The 16,572-nt window shown below is 64.0% G+C and carries 15 protein-coding genes; 5 read left to right on the top strand and 10 right to left on the bottom strand.

The features are described 5' to 3' along the window. The first annotated feature begins 40 nt into the window (after positions 1-40). Positions 41-757: an SDR family oxidoreductase gene (locus V7P99_RS04120; RefSeq protein ID WP_333793517.1), complete on the top strand. Its 717-nt coding sequence runs from the start codon at positions 41-43 to the stop codon at positions 755-757. A gap of 107 nt (positions 758-864) precedes the next feature. Here the strand turns inward: V7P99_RS04120 and V7P99_RS04115 are convergent, their stop codons facing one another. The 3 genes from V7P99_RS04115 to V7P99_RS04105 form a co-directional block, all read right to left on the bottom strand. Next, positions 865-1,044: a hypothetical protein gene (locus tag V7P99_RS04115; protein WP_020086719.1), complete on the bottom strand. Its 180-nt coding sequence runs from the start codon at positions 1,042-1,044 to the stop codon at positions 865-867. A gap of 183 nt (positions 1,045-1,227) precedes the next feature. After that, complete coding sequence (locus tag V7P99_RS04110) at positions 1,228-1,758, bottom strand: hypothetical protein (RefSeq protein ID WP_333793516.1); 531 nt, start codon at positions 1,756-1,758, stop codon at positions 1,228-1,230. Positions 1,759-1,871: 113 nt separating this feature from the next. Further along, a complete protein-coding gene (locus V7P99_RS04105; protein ID WP_333793515.1) occupies positions 1,872-2,177 on the bottom strand; it encodes a hypothetical protein in 306 nt (101 codons plus the stop codon). 325 nt (positions 2,178-2,502) lie between these two features. On the opposite strand from V7P99_RS04105, the gene V7P99_RS04100 reads away from it, so the two are divergent. After that, entirely contained in the window at positions 2,503-3,711 is a 1,209-nt protein-coding gene (locus V7P99_RS04100) for a pyridoxal phosphate-dependent aminotransferase (protein WP_333793514.1), read from the top strand. 180 nt (positions 3,712-3,891) lie between these two features. Here the strand turns inward: V7P99_RS04100 and V7P99_RS04095 are convergent, their stop codons facing one another. From V7P99_RS04095 to V7P99_RS04085, 3 genes are all read right to left on the bottom strand, one after another. Continuing rightward, entirely contained in the window at positions 3,892-4,617 is a 726-nt protein-coding gene (locus V7P99_RS04095) for a cytochrome b/b6 domain-containing protein (protein ID WP_333793513.1), read from the bottom strand. After that, the gene (locus tag V7P99_RS04090; RefSeq protein WP_333793512.1) at positions 4,617-5,057 is read right to left on the bottom strand and encodes a c-type cytochrome; all 441 of its coding nucleotides are present in this window, start codon (positions 5,055-5,057) and stop codon (positions 4,617-4,619) included. Before V7P99_RS04090 ends, V7P99_RS04095 begins: the two co-directional genes overlap by 1 nt. 191 nt (positions 5,058-5,248) lie before the next feature. After that, entirely contained in the window at positions 5,249-5,494 is a 246-nt protein-coding gene (locus V7P99_RS04085) for a hypothetical protein (RefSeq protein ID WP_333793511.1), read from the bottom strand. A 506-nt stretch (positions 5,495-6,000) separates the two neighbouring features. Between V7P99_RS04085 and V7P99_RS04080 the strand changes: the two genes are divergently transcribed. Then, positions 6,001-8,085: an elongation factor G gene (locus tag V7P99_RS04080; RefSeq protein WP_333793510.1), complete on the top strand. Its 2,085-nt coding sequence runs from the start codon at positions 6,001-6,003 to the stop codon at positions 8,083-8,085. Between the two features lie 85 nt (positions 8,086-8,170). Here the strand turns inward: V7P99_RS04080 and sfsA are convergent, their stop codons facing one another. Further along, positions 8,171-8,884 (bottom strand): DNA/RNA nuclease SfsA, encoded by a 714-nt coding sequence (sfsA, locus tag V7P99_RS04075; RefSeq protein ID WP_333793509.1) that lies wholly within the window; start codon positions 8,882-8,884, stop codon positions 8,171-8,173. A 147-nt stretch (positions 8,885-9,031) separates the two neighbouring features. Here sfsA and V7P99_RS04070 point away from each other — a divergent pair, with 147 nt between their 5' ends. Together V7P99_RS04070 and V7P99_RS04065 are read left to right on the top strand one after the other, a co-directional pair. Further along, on the top strand, positions 9,032-9,778 hold the full coding sequence (locus tag V7P99_RS04070; protein WP_333793508.1) for a competence/damage-inducible protein A: 747 nt from the start codon (positions 9,032-9,034) through the stop codon (positions 9,776-9,778). A gap of 226 nt (positions 9,779-10,004) precedes the next feature. Next, complete coding sequence (locus V7P99_RS04065) at positions 10,005-11,183, top strand: RlpA-like double-psi beta-barrel domain-containing protein (RefSeq protein ID WP_333793507.1); 1,179 nt, start codon at positions 10,005-10,007, stop codon at positions 11,181-11,183. A gap of 161 nt (positions 11,184-11,344) precedes the next feature. Here V7P99_RS04065 and V7P99_RS04060 read toward each other — a convergent pair whose 3' ends face one another. The 3 genes from V7P99_RS04060 to V7P99_RS04050 form a co-directional block, all read right to left on the bottom strand. Continuing rightward, entirely contained in the window at positions 11,345-11,956 is a 612-nt protein-coding gene (locus tag V7P99_RS04060; RefSeq protein WP_333793506.1) for a hypothetical protein, read from the bottom strand. 162 nt (positions 11,957-12,118) lie between these two features. Beyond that, on the bottom strand, positions 12,119-12,448 hold the full coding sequence (locus V7P99_RS04055) for a hypothetical protein (RefSeq protein ID WP_333793505.1): 330 nt from the start codon (positions 12,446-12,448) through the stop codon (positions 12,119-12,121). A gap of 231 nt (positions 12,449-12,679) precedes the next feature. After that, complete coding sequence (locus tag V7P99_RS04050; RefSeq protein ID WP_333793504.1) at positions 12,680-16,465, bottom strand: vitamin B12-dependent ribonucleotide reductase; 3,786 nt, start codon at positions 16,463-16,465, stop codon at positions 12,680-12,682. Positions 16,466-16,572 lie beyond the last annotated feature (107 nt).

Genomic DNA, 16,572 nt, shown 5'->3' with positions numbered 1-16,572 from the left:
GATCATCCGCTCCGGTGTGCACAGAGGAAGGAAAGCCCGCATGACTGTTACACGGACCGCACTCGTGTCAGGCGCAAACCGAGGAATCGGGTTTGAGATAGCGCGCGGATTGGCGCGGCTCGGCGTCCTGGCCGTGATCGGAGCGCGTGATCCAAAGGACGGGCTCGCCGCGGCAGAGAAGCTGCAATCGGAAGGGCTCGATGTGCCTGTCGTGGCGCTCGACGTGGACAGTGCCGACAGTGCTGCGGCGGCGGTGGCCGAGGTCAAGCGGCTCTACGGGCGGCTCGACATTCTGGTCAACAACGCCGGTATTCTGATAGACGAGCCGGGCGGATTCAAAGCCAGTCTGTTCGATCTCAAGGCCGACACGGTACGGCAGACCATGGAGACCAACCTGCTGGGGCCGATCCGCCTCATCCAGGCGGCCGCTCCTCTCATGCGCGAGCAGGAATACGGCCGGATCGTCAATCTATCGTCGGGGGCGGGGCAGCTGGCCGAGATGGGCAGCGGCTATCCCGCCTACAGGATGTCGAAGACGGCGCTCAACGCGCTGACGCGGATCGCGGCCAACGAGCTTGCGGGGAGCAACATCAAAGTGAATGCGATGTGCCCCGGCTGGGTGCGCACGGAGATGGGAGGCGCCGACGCCACGAAAACGCCCGAGGAGGGCGCGGATACGGCGGTCTGGCTGGCAACGCTGCCGGACGACGGGCCGACCGGAGGCTTCTTCAGAGACCGCAAGCCCATCGCCTGGTGAGCGACGCTCCTCGAGGCGGTCGCATTCTGGAGCCGTTTTGATTTGAGTGAAATCGGGGAGCGGCTCTAAGCTAATGCATGTCCGCATCCATCGAGAACGATCAGGCTCTAAAGGCCCCGAACGAGGTTCCCCACCATGAGCGTCAGGTAGGCGGTTATCGACAGCCAGAACTCCTGGTGCGGAAGGTAGCGGGGCACCGGAATGAAGCCGAGCTTCGTGATCAGAGCCAGCGTCGCGAGCACGAACGAGATCAGAAAGATCACGATCGTCGGGGGATTGAGCCTCATGCCGTGAACTCCGTTGCTCGCTGCTCCTTGCGGGCGGCGGCCTATCCTGCCCGGGTGGCCCGGTTCGGATCGCGCCCGCGGCGCATCATAAGCGCGGCGGGTCGTCATGCAACGGAAAGAGGGGAGGCGACGCGAGGCGCGAACCCGCGCGTCTTCCTGGCTCCTGGATGTTGGCAGCCGGCGTTAAAGAGCGCGAGCCGGCTTGGCGCCGTGACGGGTCTGGGCTTCGGGGACGCTCAGGGTCACGAGGTGGCCCTCGGGAGAGCTCGTATCGCGAAAGGTGACGACCACGTTGTGGGCGTCGGTGGCGGCTGCCCCTTCTGCCGAGCCAACATCCGAAACGGCGACGACTTCCAACACGCGCTGGCTCTTGCCGTTGGCGATGGTGATCCGATCCCCGACAGCGAACACTGCCGCCAGTGGCTCGGAACCCCAGGCCGCCGGCTCGACGGTACCGCCGGTCATCGTCCCATCCTGACGGCGCTTGCCTGCCAGCCAATAAGCCTCGCTGCCCGAGACCAGGGCCTGGTCCCGGCTGGAGGTCGTGTGTGCAACCTCTTGCTGCGGGGCAGCTTCGAGGGCGGCGGTGAAGCGTTCCGTAACGACGGTCTCCGTGTTCGCGCTCGCAATGCCGAGGCCGACGAGGGCAAGCAGGCCGAGGCCAACGCTTGCTCGGGCGACGGGCGCGGAAAGACGGGAGAAGCGGCGAAGCATCGTGTTCAGCCCTCTGCAAGCTCCGATCATGGCATTCACGCTAACGCTTATAGCGCGTGGGAGGTTCATGGGCGAGCCCGGTTAGGTGCATCGCCTTTAGAACCCGCTGACATTTATGTGTTTGGACCGGCATCCCGGAAGGAGGCCGGGCTCGCGGCCTGGTCTCCGCGCGCCATGGCGTAGGCCCGCCTCAGATGACCCACGAAGGCGACATTGAAGACGACGATCGCGGTGACGGCGCCGGCCAGAAGGGCTACGGAGGCGTTTCGGTCTAGGGAGGCGGCGACGGCCTTGTCGAAGGACGCGCCGAGGCCGAGGCACCAGACGGTGACGCCGGCCAACAGCGCGAACGTTGCGAGGCCGACCAGAAGATCGGGTAAATGCTTACGCAACTGGAAGGATACGTCGTGGCGGGACATGCGACGGGGCTCTCCTTTCCAAGGCCCGCGCACCAAAGGCCGGGCCGTCCATGATCCGATGACAATGACAGTCCCCCGCTGTGGCGCAGGTTTGCTCTCATTGTGGCGATCGCCAGATATTCCTTGGACCAGAAGATTTAATCTTATCTTTGTGTCCGATGCGACACGTAATTTTCGGGCCGAGAGGCTTTGCAGCCTCTCCCAGCGGCTATTGGGCCTTAGCCATATTGCACTTCCGCCACGCTAAGCGTAGCGTCCGCGCCGCCTGAGGGCATCCTACGCGCCTGTCCATTTTGTCCGCCGAGCAACGAGAAAGATCGCCGCTATGGGCTTTTTTGCCGACAGCCTGAACCGAATCCAGCCATCCGCCACCATCGCTGTGTCCATGAAGGCACGCCAGCTCAAGGCTGAGGGGCGTGATATCATTTCGCTTTCGTCCGGCGAGCCGGACTTCGATACGCCCGAAAATATCAAGCTGGCGGCGATCCAGGCGCTGAAGGACGGCAAAACGAAATACACCGACGTCGACGGCATCCCCGAGCTCAAGGCGGCCATCGTCGCAAAGTTCAAGCGGGACAACGACCTCGATTACAAGCCATCGCAGATTTCCGTCGGCACGGGTGGCAAGCAGGTGCTCTACAATGCGCTGCTCGCGACCCTCAATCCCGGCGACGAGGTCATCATCCCCACGCCATGCTGGGTGTCGTATGCCGATATCGTGCTTCTCGGCGGGGGACAGCCGGTGTTCGCTGAGACGAAGCTCGAGGACGGCTTCCGCCTGAAGCCCGAGGCGCTCGATCGGGCCATCACGCCGCGGACGAAGTGGCTGATCCTCAACTCGCCCTCGAATCCGACGGGTGCCGCCTATTCGCACGCCGACCTCAAAGCGCTGACCGACGTGCTCATGCAGCCGAAAAACCAGCATGTCTGGGTGCTGACGGACGACATATACGAGCACCTCGTCTATGACGGCCTCAAGTTCCATACGGCGGCGCAGGTGGAGCCGGGACTTTACGAGCGCACGCTGACGCTCAACGGCCTCTCAAAAGCTTATTGCATGACCGGCTGGCGGCTCGGCTATGCGGGCGGGCCTGAGCGCCTCATCAGCGCCATGCGCAAGCTCCAGTCGCAATCGACCTCGAACCCGACCTCGATCACGCAGTGGGCCGGGGTGGAGGCGCTCAACGGCCCGCAGGACTTCATCGAGAAGAACAATGCCATGTTCGTGCAGCGGCGCGACCTGGTGGTCGGCATGCTGAACCAGGCGGCCGGTCTCACCTGTCCGAAGCCCGAAGGCGCGTTCTACGTCTATCCAAGCTGCGCCGGTGCGATCGGCAAGACGACGCCGAAGGGCGTGACGATCAAGACGGATGAGGACTTTGTCACGGCGCTGCTCGAGGACGAGGGCGTGGCCATCGTGCATGGGGCCGCGTTCGAGGGCTCGCCGGCGTTCCGCATCTCCTATGCCGCTTCGACGGAGGCGCTGACGGAAGCCTGCGTGCGTATTCAGCGCTTCTGCGGAAATTTGAAGTAGCGCTGCCCTGTCTGGATGCATGACGATCGTGAGCGGGGTGCTTCCTCCTCATGATCGCGTGGCCGTACGTTAAAAACGTTTAGAGCTGTTCCGGTTTAAGCGGAACGGGGAACGGCTCTAAATTTTTGTTTGTTCGTGCTTCCTTCCGGAAAACCGGTTCTCGCCCTTTCCGGAAGCGCTCTAAAGCGCGAGCCGTCCGCCGAGGGCCAGGATGCCGCCAAGCACGATCACGGCCGCTGCCGCAAGGCAGGCCAGGGCGCGGGGCAGGGGGTGAGATGCGAGCGTCGCCTCGGGCGCATCGGCGTAAGGTGCTGCAGGCTTCGTGCCGCTGATCATGGCTCCGATCAGCGGCTCTTTCTTCACCAGCGAGTAGAGCACGTTGACGGTGACGTGCAGCAGAAGCAGCGGCAACAGCACGAAATGGAAGACGAAGCCATGCAGGCGGGCGGCGCGCACGTTCTGCTGCTCACCGACGAGGCGGTAGAGCGGGCCGCCGACGAGATCGTTGTCATCGGTAGCGAAGAGACCGAAGCCCGCGATGGTGCCAAGGGTCGCAAGGAGCACCAGAACCATCAGGGCGCCGAGCGGATTGTGCCCGAGATAACGGGGGCCGCGGCCGGCAAGCAGGCTATGGGCGTAGGCGAGCACCGCGGAGGGCGGCCGCACGAAGCTCGCGAAGCGTGCCGTCGAGGATCCCCATAGGCCCCAGAGCACGCGCCAGACCAGCAGGGTGAGGATGGTGAGCCCGTTGATGCGGTGCCAGACAAGGGTCACGTCGCCCAGGTCCTCGGCGAACTCGAAGCTCGCCCATGCCGAGACGACCAGCAGAACGAGGGTCCAATGAAAGAGCCGCGTCGGCAAGTCCCACGCTCGGGTGCGCGCGGTCTCGTGAGGCGTCTCAGCCATCAGGATTTCGGTTTGCGGAACTTCTTGTGGCAGCCGCTGCAATTGCCGACCACGTCTCTCCAATTGTCGAGGAAGGTGTCCTCGTCGACGATCACGGCTTCGGCGGCCTTCACGGAAGCGCCAAGCTTCTTGAAGCGGGCCTCGAAGTCTGCCTTCTCCTGCCAGATCACCGGCAGTGCCTCCGTATCGCCGCCCGTCTGGGCATCATCGGGAAAAAGCGTGGGCAGGATCTCCGCCTTCTCGGCAATGATCCGCAACGCTTCCTGAACCGGCGCGAGCTCGAAATCACGCTCGCCCTTGTACATAGCGGAGACGGGCTTCACCGCATCGCCCATCGTCTTGAAGTGGCTCTGGCGATCCTTGATGACGGAAACGTTCTGCGCGGCGCCGGCCGAGATGCCGAGCGCGAACAGTGCGGCCGCAAACAGAAGCCGGTGCATGCGTTCCTCCTCAAGAGTTCGTCGCCTTAAGCTGAAGCCGGATCGTCCGGCTCTTGGAACGCCGAAGCTTGCATCGGGCCTTTTTGGTGTCAACGGCGATGCGCCCACAACATCCATGGGTGCAGAACATACGGGCCGCGAATGCGGCCCGACGTGGATCAGAGTTGTGCAGGATTGAAAGCGGACCGAACTCAGCGGCTCGGCAGCAGCGCGCGGGGGGTGTGCGCGCGAATGTCGGAGAGCGACAGCATGTGCGCAATCCAATGCTCGAACCGCGCGAACGGCAGCGACATGCGCCGCGCCGACGTAGCGGCCGTCGCATGGCCATTCCGAAGTGCGACCTCCGGCTGGCGCAGCGACCATTCGATCAGATCTTCCTCTCTCGACGCCATGGCATAGCCAGCCGCGTCCGCCGCTTTCACGAGTGATCTGTTCAATGCTTCTCTACTCATTTCAGGCACGCCCTTGTTTCAAGCTCAAGCGCTTCACCGGGCCATTTGGTTCCATTCAAAAGCGCCCGGATCGACTACTCGCCCAGCTCCGCCTCTCCCAAGGCGTTTCTTGTTGCGTTTCTGTGCCGAACCGTCCGCTCGAGGAGATTTTAAGCTCCTGAGCTGACAGTTTCATGATGCGGCCGAAGCGTGATTTCTTCAAGTAATTTTTCGTAACATTTCTCACGGCCGCGAGTTCCGCAGATGCGAATATCTATTGCGGTGCAATAACTTGTGGCCATCAGTGCGCGGTGGCGCGAAAGGGTCCTGCGCGTCCTCGTGGGGTTTTCCGGCCGCGCTGAAATTCGCTTGCGTCTCGCCCGCCATGAGGCGACGATCAAACCGTCGCGCTCCTTTCGGGAGGCGCGGGTGGTGCGCGACAAGCGCATCCCTTCGCGCCTCGCAGCGCTCTCCCAGGATCGATGATCTCAGGGGGCGGAAAGGAGGACACCATGGGGCCATCCGTCAGCCCGAGAGGCACAAAAGGTGCCGGTTCGGAACAGACTTCGGTCCGCAGCGCTCGCTGCATTGCACTCGTCGGTCCGTTCCTATCCGGTAAGACATCCTTGCTCGAGGCCATTCTTGCGCGCACCGGCGCTATCATGCGCGCCGGCGCGGTGGCCGAGAAGTCCAGCGTGGGCGATGCCTCGCCCGAGGCGCGCGATCACGGTATGAGCGTCGAGCTCAACGTTGCGAGCTGCGACTTCCTTGGCGACAAGTTCACGTTCATCGACTGCCCGGGATCCATCGAGTTTCAGCATGAGGGCGCGGAGGCGCTGACGGCGTGCGATGCGGCCGTCGTCGTTTCCGAACCCGATGCCAGGCGCGTTCCCGCGCTGCAGGTGATCCTCAAGCAGCTCGAGGATAGGGGGATCCCGCATCTTCTGTTCCTCAACAAGATCGATGCCTGCACCACACCGATCCGCGAGATCATTCCGGCCCTGCAGCCGGCCTCCGCAAAGCCGCTCGTGCTGCGGCAGATCCCGATATGGGAGAACGGCGCGGCGACAGGATTCATCGACCTTGCGCTCGAGCGGGGATTCCTTTTCCGCAAGAACGCGCCCTCGGAAGCCGTCGAGATCAAAGCCGCGAACATCGAACGCGAGCGGGAAGCCCGCTTTCACATGCTCGAGCAACTCGCAGACTACGACGATGCGCTGATGGAGACGCTGCTCTCCGACATGATGCCTGAGAAGGAGCTGGTGTTTGCCGATCTCTCACGGGAGTTCGAGGAGGGCAGCATCTGCCCCGTTCTGCTCGGCTCCGCGCAGAACGGCAACGGCATCCTGCGGCTGCTCAAGGCCATCCGCCATGAGGTGCCGTTCGTCACGGCAACGGCCAAACGGCTGAAGGTTGAGAACGCCCGAAGCGCGGCCTACGTCTTCAAGACGCTGTTCACGGGCCACGGCGGCAAGCTTTCTCTTGCTCGCGTGCTCACCGGTACGTTCGCGGACGGCGCCGGTATCACGGGCGGCCAAGCGGTGGAAGAGCGCGCTGCCGGGCTCTTTTCGCTCAAAGGGGAGGAGACGCAGAAGCTATCCGCGGCCGCGGCCGGGGACACGGTGGCCCTCGGGCGCCTCGAGGGCGTGCGCACGGGGGACACGATCACAGCCGAGAAGTCCGGCGTGGTGCAGATCGCGGGTCCGAAACCGCCCGAGCCCGTGCTCGGCTTCGGCATCGGTCTCCAGGATCGCAAGGACGAGGTCAAGCTTTCGGCGGCGCTCGGCAAGCTGATTGAGGAGGATCCCTCGCTCGTCGTCGAGCACAACAAGGACACTCGGCAGCTTCTGCTCAAAGGCCAGGGAGAGATGCACCTCAGGGTGGCGTTCGAGCGGCTGCGCCGCAAGTATGGCGTCATTGTCGAGCGGCAGAAGCGGCAGGTGCCCTATAAGGAAACCGTCCGCAAACCGACCGAGATCCGTGGCCGACACAAGAAGCAATCGGGCGGGCACGGCCAGTTCGGCGACGTGGTGCTTGCAATCCAGCCCCTGCCGCGTGGATCCGGGTTCACCTTCGGAGATACGATCACGGGCGGCGTGGTGCCGAAGCAGTTCATTCCCTCTGTTGAGTTTGGTGTTACGGACTACATGAAGCAGGGCCCGCTCGGATTTCCGGTGGTCGACATCGCGGTGACGCTGACCGATGGCTCGTTCCACACCGTCGACAGCTCGGATATGGCCTTCCGCCAGGCGGGGCGGCTGGCCATGAGCGAAGGCCTGCCCAAATGCCAGCCAGTGCTGCTCGAACCCGTGATGGAGGTCGAGATCGTCGTGCCCTCCGAGGCGACCGCGCGCGTCAACGGCATGATCCCGCAACGGCGCGGGCAGATCCTGGGCTTCGATGCCCGCAACGGCTGGCCGGGATGGGATGTCATCTCGGCACACATTCCGGAAGCGGAGATCGAGGATCTGATCGTCGAGCTGCGCTCGGCGACGTCGGGCGTCGGCACCTACTCCGCCAAGTTCGACCATCTCGCCGAACTCACCGGCCGGCTCGCGGACCAGGTGCTCGTGAGCCATGGGGAGGCGGCAGAGTAGCGCGCGGCTCAACAATGGTGAAGCGTCGGCCTTTCTCTCTTGTCCGAGGGAGGGCCGATGCTCAGTTGTTTTGGCTATCGCGTGATTATGCCTCGATCGGCACCGGGCGCGTGAGGGCGATGCCTTCGGGCGTCAGATGGCATGCATAGGCCAGAGCCTCGACGCCAGCCTCGCGGGCGACCTCATAGGCGGCGGCGTAGCGGGGATCGATGTCGGCGGCCAGCGAGAAGCGCTCGGCGTCGCTGCGCTGGATGAGATACACCATCACCGCGCGATGGCCGGCGGCCACCATGGCGCCGAGCTCCGCCAGATGCTTGGCACCCCGCTCCGTCACCGAATCCGGAAACTCGGCAAGGCCATCCTGGCGCGAGAGATGCACGTTCTTGATCTCGACGTAGGCGAGCCCTTTCTGCGGATCCTCGAGCAGGATGTCGATGCGGCTCGAAACGCCGTACTTCACCTCTCGCCTGAGCGTTGCGTAGCCCGAAACCTCTGGGATGGCGTCGGCGGCGATGGCATCGGCGACCAGCCGGTTCGGATGGTTGGTGTTGATGCCGACCAGCACGGGGCCGCGGCCCAGGTCAGTCTCCACCATCTCCCATGTGTGCGGATACTTGCGTGTGGGGCTTGCGCTTACCGACAACCAGACGGCAGCGCCCGGCATGGCGAGGCCCATCATCGAGCCGGTGTTCGGGCAGGTGGCCGTGACTTCCTCGCCCGTATCGAGGATGACATCGGCGAGGAAGCGCTTGTAGCGCTTGACGAGGCGGCCGCGCACGAGAGGCGTGGAGAATTTCATGGAATGTTCGCTGTTTCCGGAAAGGTGGTGGGATCAGTCAAGGGTGTGACGGCACGCGATCGGCACGGCTTGCATTTTGCGCAGAGCCTGAATGTGCCAACGTGCGGGCGCGATATATATAGCGACGTTCTTCAATAGGAAACGCACGTGTCCAACACGCACCATGCCGTCACGGCCGCAGCGCTCATCATCGGCGATGAAATCCTTTCGGGCCGAACCAAGGACCAAAATGGGGGCGCCATCGCGGAGCATCTGACGGCCATCGGTGTTGCACTACGCGAGATCCGGGTCGTGGGCGACGAGACGGACGATATCGTGGCCGCCGTGAAAGCGCTGAGCGCCCGCTACACTTACGTGTTCACCACCGGCGGCATCGGCCCGACGCATGACGACATCACCGCGGATGCGATCGGCGCGGCGTTTGGCGTGCCGGTCGATGTGGATCCGCGGGCCGTGGCGCTGATGTCTCCCTTCTATGCGGAGCGCGGCATTCCATTCACCTCGGCGCGCATGCGCATGGCGAGAGTTCCTGCCGGTGCCGAGCTCATTGCCAACACAATCTCGGCTGCGCCGGGCTTCAGGCTCGGCAACGTCTTTGTGATGGCCGGCGTGCCCGACGTCATGCGCGCCATGCTCGAAGCTGTGACAAACCAACTCAGGACAGGCCCGAAGCTGAATGCCGTTTCGATCGTGGTCGCGCATGCCGAAGGGGAGATCGCCGATCTTTTCGCCGAGCATCAGGCGCGCTTTCGCGACGTGATCATGGGCAGCTATCCTTCTTTTGCAGGAGGGTGTTACCGCACGGAGCTCGTGCTGCGGTGTGCCGACGGCGAACGCCTGGAGGCGGCACGTGAGGGTCTGGAGCGCGCTCTCCGCCAACGCGCGATACTCTAACGCCCCATTCGGTTGAACTTCGTTCGCTTTTAACCATGCGGCAACGTTGCCGCTCCCTTGCCATCGTTGTAGGTGCTTCGTTCCGCCCGCCAACGTTAACGGCCGCGGGGGAAGCCACGGTCGTTCCCAAGAACAACAACAATGGAGCTGATCGATGAGAGCCTCTTCGACCAGGCGCACAGCCTTGGGCGTATCTAAGATCGGACGGGTAGGACTGAAATCGCTTGTGCCTCTCGCAGGAGCGCTCCTTCTCGCACCCGGGTTCGTAACCGAGGCGGAAGCCAAGACACCGGGCAAGACCTATTGCTTCTACGGCAAGTGCCACCGCGTGAAGACCATCGCGGAAACCCAGGCGCTGGTCGGCAAAGAAGAAACCCTGATGGCCTCGCACTACGATTCGTGTAAGCGCGACCGCTACAACCCGTGTGGGCTCACGTCCTCTGGCGAAAAGTTCAACCCGGCGGCAGCAGACAACGCCGCAAGCCCGATCTATCCCGATGGGACGACGCTGCTTGTATGGTCGCCGGAAACGCGGGCTTCGATCGTGCTCCGGATCAACAATGCCGGCCCGTACTGGGGTAATCGCCGCCTGGACGTCTCGCGTAAGGCAGCGGAGAAGCTGGGGTTCGGGAAACGCGGCGTGGCGAAGCTGAAGGTCCGTGTGATCGGCGCGCCGACCGCGGCGGAGGCCCGCTATAAGAGGAATCGTAAGTACGATCCGGTGCCGGGCTACATCGGCAAGTTTGCGAGCCTCGACGAGGCGCAGGCGGGAGCAGTCTCGGCCTACATGGTGGCGGGCCTCACCTCGCCGTTCCCTGCGCCGACGAAGGTCGCGGATGGTGCGCCCACGCAGGTCGCGCGTGCGGCTGAGATTGAGCGCCGCGTTGCGGAGGAGGCTCCGATCGTGCTCGCAGCCGTAGAGGCGGCGCCTTCGGAGCAGGCTGCGGCAGTCGTCACTACGGCGGCAGTCGTTCCTGCGGTCAAGGCCGACAGCTCACCCGCCGTCGCCGCTACCGATGCACCTGAGCTCGTGGCAACCGATGTGCCGGAAGCGCGCACGGTGCAGGTGGCGCGGGCGGATGCCAAGCCGCAGCGGACGCGCAGCCATGCCGAACGGACGGCAACGAAGAACTCCCGCTCCTACAGGGTCGCGGCTCGCAAGAAGAAGCAGGAGCCGGTGGCGCGCCAGGAGCGCACGGCGGTCGCGGTGGCGGCAGCACAAGCTGCGACGCGTGAGGATAGGCGGCCGAAGGGCCGGCGGCCCGTTACGCGGGACGGCACGAACGACATGTCGATGTTCTCACGTCACGTCTACGCCGGCATGGAGCGCCTTGCGGCACAGGAGCCGATGCGCCGGAGGCCTGCCTATTCGAGCCTCGGGTACGGACGCGGCGACGAGGGCTGATCAAGGGCGCAGACGCGATTTCCCCTCCCCCCTTGTGGGGAGGGGCCCGGCGCGGCGAGCGCGCTGTGATTACGACCTGCCGATCGATGCGGCGCGCCGCAGCTCACCGAGACGCTGCCTCCCGTAGGCTCGACGCTTTTCTCGATAGCGAAGGAAGACGATCAGACGGTTGCGCCGCTCGTCGGTGCACCGATCCTCGAGCTGTCGCTCTTCGGCGAGTCGTGATCGTACAGCTCGTAATGCGTCTCGAGCGTATCGAGGAACATCGCAATCAGGTCGAGAAGTGGGCCGAGCGGCATCTTGCCGGCGATGAGAAACTGCTCGCTCACGGGGAGGCTTGCGGCTTCGAGCGGGGCAGGATCGTCCTCCGCTATGAGACCGCGTGACCGCAGATAGGACGTGATGCCATCGCCTGCGTCGAACGCGTAGGAGGTCTCGTCTGCGAGTTCGGTTGCGGCATCGGCGACGATTTCGGTGCTGCTCGTGTAGAGCCGCGTGATCAGCTTGAACTGGCTGTCGACCTTGGCGAGGTCCTGCGCCGTTTCCCGAGACTTCAGCACGCGCGCCAACAGAAGCATCTCGAGCGTGCGCGCAGCATTGATGGCGACACGCTCCTCATGGCGGTGTTCTCTCAGCCCATCGGGATCGCGGGCATCGCCGGCGTTCCAGCGCAGCGTGCACTTCAGGAGATCCTCGCCTGCGGCGAGTGCAGAATCGAGATGGTCGGCGAGGAGGTAAACGCTGGCCGGGGCCGCTGGGAAAGCGGACGACATGATACGGCTCCATGGTACGTCCCGAGCCCCTCCGCAATTTCCTGCATGCGGACGGCTTCGGGCACTTTCAGTCTCTTTGAGACTATGAGAGCTGATTCGGAGCTGCTCCGTCGTGTGGCGAGATGGCCTTGTCCGCGGAAAACTGTGTGTACGAGCGAATGCTCAGGGCCCAGGCAAGAGCGAGAGCAGGCCAACCAGCGCGCCGTGAAGGTCGTCGCTGCTGCTGGCGAGGTGCTGGCCGAGGGTGGACGTCTCCGCCGCGCGCCAGCGCGCTTCGTGGGAAGGCTGGCGCGCAATGGCAAGCAGGCTGGCGAGAAGAGCATCATCTGAAAACTGATCGCCGAGGGCGAGCCGCTCGCGGATTTGCGGCAAGAGGCGCGTGAGGCGTTCGACGTCGACGCTTGAGTCTCTCGGGTTAATGCCGCTCACGCTCGCGCGGCCGGTGCCCTGGCCTGAGGTGATGCGCGCGAGCCTTGGAATGTAATGGCCCATCTCCAACCTCCCGCTGTTTCCTGCGGAAGCGTCCAGATGCAGTGCGCAGTCTGCGACGGCCCAATGATGCGCCTTTAGGGCGAGGTTGTCATCAGCGTTGCAGCGGCGATGGGGGCACGTCCGCGCCGTATCAAACGATCAGGTTCTTGAGCGCGGCCCCTCGTGCCCGAAGAAAAAGGCGGAGCCTTGTGGCCCCGCCTCTCTTTTTCATTCTTATGCTTATTCTCTTATTCAGCTGCAGCCGCTCGTTGCGCCGCAGGTGTCGCATTTGAGGCAAGTGCCGTTGCGCACCATCGTGAAGTTGGCGCACTCGGAGCAAGCCAGCCCCTCGTAGCCGCGCAGGCGCGCTTCGGCGATGCGATCCGTCGACGAGCGGGTCTTCACCACCTGCGTTTCCGCCACCATCATGCGCCGGTACATCACCTCCGTGTCGGTTTTCAGGGCCGTCGCTCCATCACTCGGGTGGAGAGCCGTTGCGTTCTCTACCGCTGGGTACGTGCCCCCCAGCTCGGACTTGAGCATGGGCACAGTGTCGGTCTCTTCCGCATGATGCGCCCGCCCGCCGGCAATCCGCAGGTTGCCGCGCATGAAGCCCTTCGAGACGACCTTGGTCACGCTCTCGGGCAGGTTGAGATCGAGCTGCTCGTCGATCGCGGCATCCGAGGAGCCAAGGCCGGTCTCGCCGACGATCTCACGCGGGTCGACGTGAGCCAGATCGTTGCGGCCGAGATAGGAGACGGCGAGCTCGCGGAAGATGTAGTCCAGGATCGAGGTCGCGTTCTTGATCGTCTCGTTGCCTTGCACGAGGCCCGCCGGCTCGAAGCGCGTGAAGGTGAACGCCTCCACATACTCTTCGAGCGGCACGCCATATTGGAGCCCGAGCGAGATGGCGATGGCAAAGTTGTTCATCAGCGACCGGAAGGCGGCGCCTTCCTTGTGCATGTCGACGAAGATCTCGCCGAGCGAGCCGTCATCGTACTCGCCGGTGCGCAGGTACACCTTGTGGCCGCCGACGGACGCTTTCTGCGTGTAACCCTTGCGCCGTCCCGGCATCCGCTCGCGCTCGCGCCGGCTGCGGGCCTTGAGCTCGTGCTCAAGCTCGGTAACGCGCTTGGCGAGGCGCTCGGCCGTGAGAAGAACGCGATCCACGGCCGGCTTGTCGGCCGTCAGCTGCTCCGCCACCTCATCCTGCTCGTCGACATCGTCGCCGAGGACCTGGGCGTTGAGCGGCTGGGACAGCTTGGAGCCGTCGCGATAGAGCGCGTTGGCCTTGAGGGCAAGGCGCCAGGAGAGCATGTAGCTCGCCTTGCAGTCCTCGACCGTGGCCTCGTTCGGCATGTTGATGGTCTTCGAGATGGCACCCGAGATGAATGGCTGGGAGGCCGCCATCATGCGGATGTGGCTCTCGACCGAGAGGTAGCGCTTGCCCTTGCGGCCGCAGGGGCTCGCGCAATCGAACACCGCCAGATGCTCGGGCTTCATGTGCGGGGCGCCCTCGAGGGTCATGGCGCCGCAGACGTGCTCGTTGGCTGCCTCGATGTCCTTCCTTGAGAAGCCGAGGTGCGAGAGAAGATCGAACGACGGATCGTCGAGCTTTTCGGTCGGAATGGCGAGCTTGCCGGTGAGGAACTCGTCGCCAAGCGTCCAGCGGTTGAACACGAACTTGATGTCGAAAGCGGTGCCGAGGCTGGCTTCGATCTTCGCGATGATTTCAGGCGTGAAGCCGCGCGCCATAAGAGAGGCGTGGTTGATGGCCGGGGCCTGGGCCAGAGTGCCATGGCCCACGGCGTAAGCCGTGATCTCGGCGATCTCGCTCTCGCGATAGCCGAGGACGCGCAGCGCCTCGGGAACGGCGCGGTTGATGATCTTGAAATAGCCGCCGCCGGCGAGCTTCTTGAACTTCACGAGAGCGAAGTCCGGCTCGATGCCTGTCGTGTCGCAATCCATGACCAGGCCGATGGTGCCGGTCGGTGCAACGACGGTGGCCTGCGCGTTACGGTAGCCGTGCTTCTGGCCGAGGTCGATGGCGAGATCCCACGCCATGCGCGCCGCGTCGACGAGGCGTTGATCCGGGCAGCTCTGAGCATCGAGCGGGACGGGCGCGACGGAAAGGCGCTCGTAGTTCTCGGTCTGGCCGTAAGCCGCGCGGCGATGATTGCGGATCACACGCAGCATGTCGGCGCGGTTCGGCTCGAAGCCCGGGAATGGGCCAAGCTCGCCCGCCATCTCTGCGGACGTGGCGTAGGACGTGCCGGTCATCAGGGCCGAGATGGCCCCGCAGATGGCGCGGCCCTCGCTCGAGTCGTAGGGAATGGCCGAGGCCATCAGCAGGCCGCCGATGTTGGCAAAGCCGAGGCCGAGCGTGCGGTAGCGGTAGGAAAGCTCGGCAATCTGGCGCGAGGGGAACTGCGCCATTAGCACTGAGATCTCGAGCACGATGGTCCAGAGGCGGCAGGCGTGCGCGAAGCTCTCGGTGTCGAACGTCCGGTCCGCGTTGCGGAAGGTCAGGAGGTTCAACGAAGCGAGATTGCACGCCGTGTCGTCGAGGAACATGTACTCGGAGCACGGGTTCGAGGCGCGGATCGGGCCCGACTGCGGGCAGGTGTGCCAGTCGTTGATCGTGGTGTGGAACTGGATGCCGGGATCCGCGGAAGCCCAGGCGGCATGGCCGATCTGTTCCCACAGATCGCGGGCCTGCAGCGTTTTTACGGTCTTGCCGGTGGTGCGCGAGGTCAGCGCCCAGATCTTGTCCTCCTCGACCGCGGTCAGGAACTCGTCGGTGACGCGGACCGAATTGTTCGAGTTCTGGCCGGAGACGGTGAGGTAGGCCTCGCTGTCCCAGTCGGTGTCGTAGGTATCGAAGGCGATGTCCTTATAGCCCTGGCGCGCGAACTGGATGACGCGGTGCACGTAGTTCATCGGCACGTCGTCGCGGCGCGCTTCCTTGATGGCGCGCTTCAGGGCCGGGTTCTTGGCCGGGTCAAAACAACGTTCTTCTTTTTTGCCTGCCTCCGGCAGGGCGCCATCCGCATCGCAGTTGACGCAAGCCTTCATCACGGCCTTGAGGCGCTTCTGGCAGATGCGCGAGCCGGTGACGAGGGCGGCGACCTTCTGCTCCTCCTTTACCTTCCAGCCGATGTATTCCTCGATGTCCGGATGATCGACGTCGACGACGACCATCTTGGCCGCGCGGCGCGTGGTGCCGCCCGACTTGATGGCGCCAGCGGCGCGGTCGCCGATCTTGAGGAAGCTCATGAGGCCTGACGAGCGGCCGCCACCCGATAGCTTCTCGTTGGCGCCGCGCAGGCTCGAGAAGTTGGAGCCCGTGCCGGAGCCATACTTGAAGAGACGCGCTTCCCGCACCCAAAGGTCCATGATGCCGTTCTCGTTGACGAGATCGTCATTGACGGACTGGATGAAGCAGGCGTGCGGCTGCGGATGCTCGTAGGACGAGGTCGAAACGGTCAGCTTGCCGGTCTCGAAATCGACGTAGAAGTGGCCCTGCCCGGGACCATCGATGCCGTAGGCCCAGAACAGGCCGGTGTTGAACCACTGAGGCGAGTTCGGCGCGGCCATCTGCTTGGCGAGCATGTAGCGATGCTCGTCATAGAAGGCGCGGGCATCATCCTCAGTGGTGAAGTAACCGCCCTTCCAGCCCCAGTAGGTCCAAGTGCCGGCGAGGCGGTCGAAGACCTGGCGGGCATCCGTCTCGCCGCCCGTGCGCTCGTCCTCCGGCAGCGCGGCGAGGGCCCGCTCGTCGGCGACCGAGCGCCAGAGCCAGGACGGAACCTGCGTCTCCTCGACCTTCTTCAGGCGACGCGGAACGCCGGCCTTGCGGAAATACTTCTGGGCCAGGATGTCGGCTGCGACCTGGCTCCAATCCTCGGGAACCTCGAAGCCATCGAGGCGGAAAACGACCGAGCCATCCGGATTCTTAATTTCCGAAGTCGCGCGGCGAAACGCGATGCTCTCGTAAGGAGACTTTCCAGCCGTCGTGAAGCGCCGCGTGATCTTCATCTTTCCCTCGTTGCAGTTTTAGTGATTGGACGAGCGGCGCAACGAGATACGAATTGACGACGCGGTTGTTTTTTTGACACACAAGCTCGTGGAACGCCGAGGACTCG

Source organism: Hyphomicrobium sp., from assembly GCF_036780825.1.
Lineage (GTDB): Bacteria > Pseudomonadota > Alphaproteobacteria > Rhizobiales > Hyphomicrobiaceae > Hyphomicrobium_C.
This window is presented reverse-complemented; position numbering and strand designations above follow the sequence as displayed.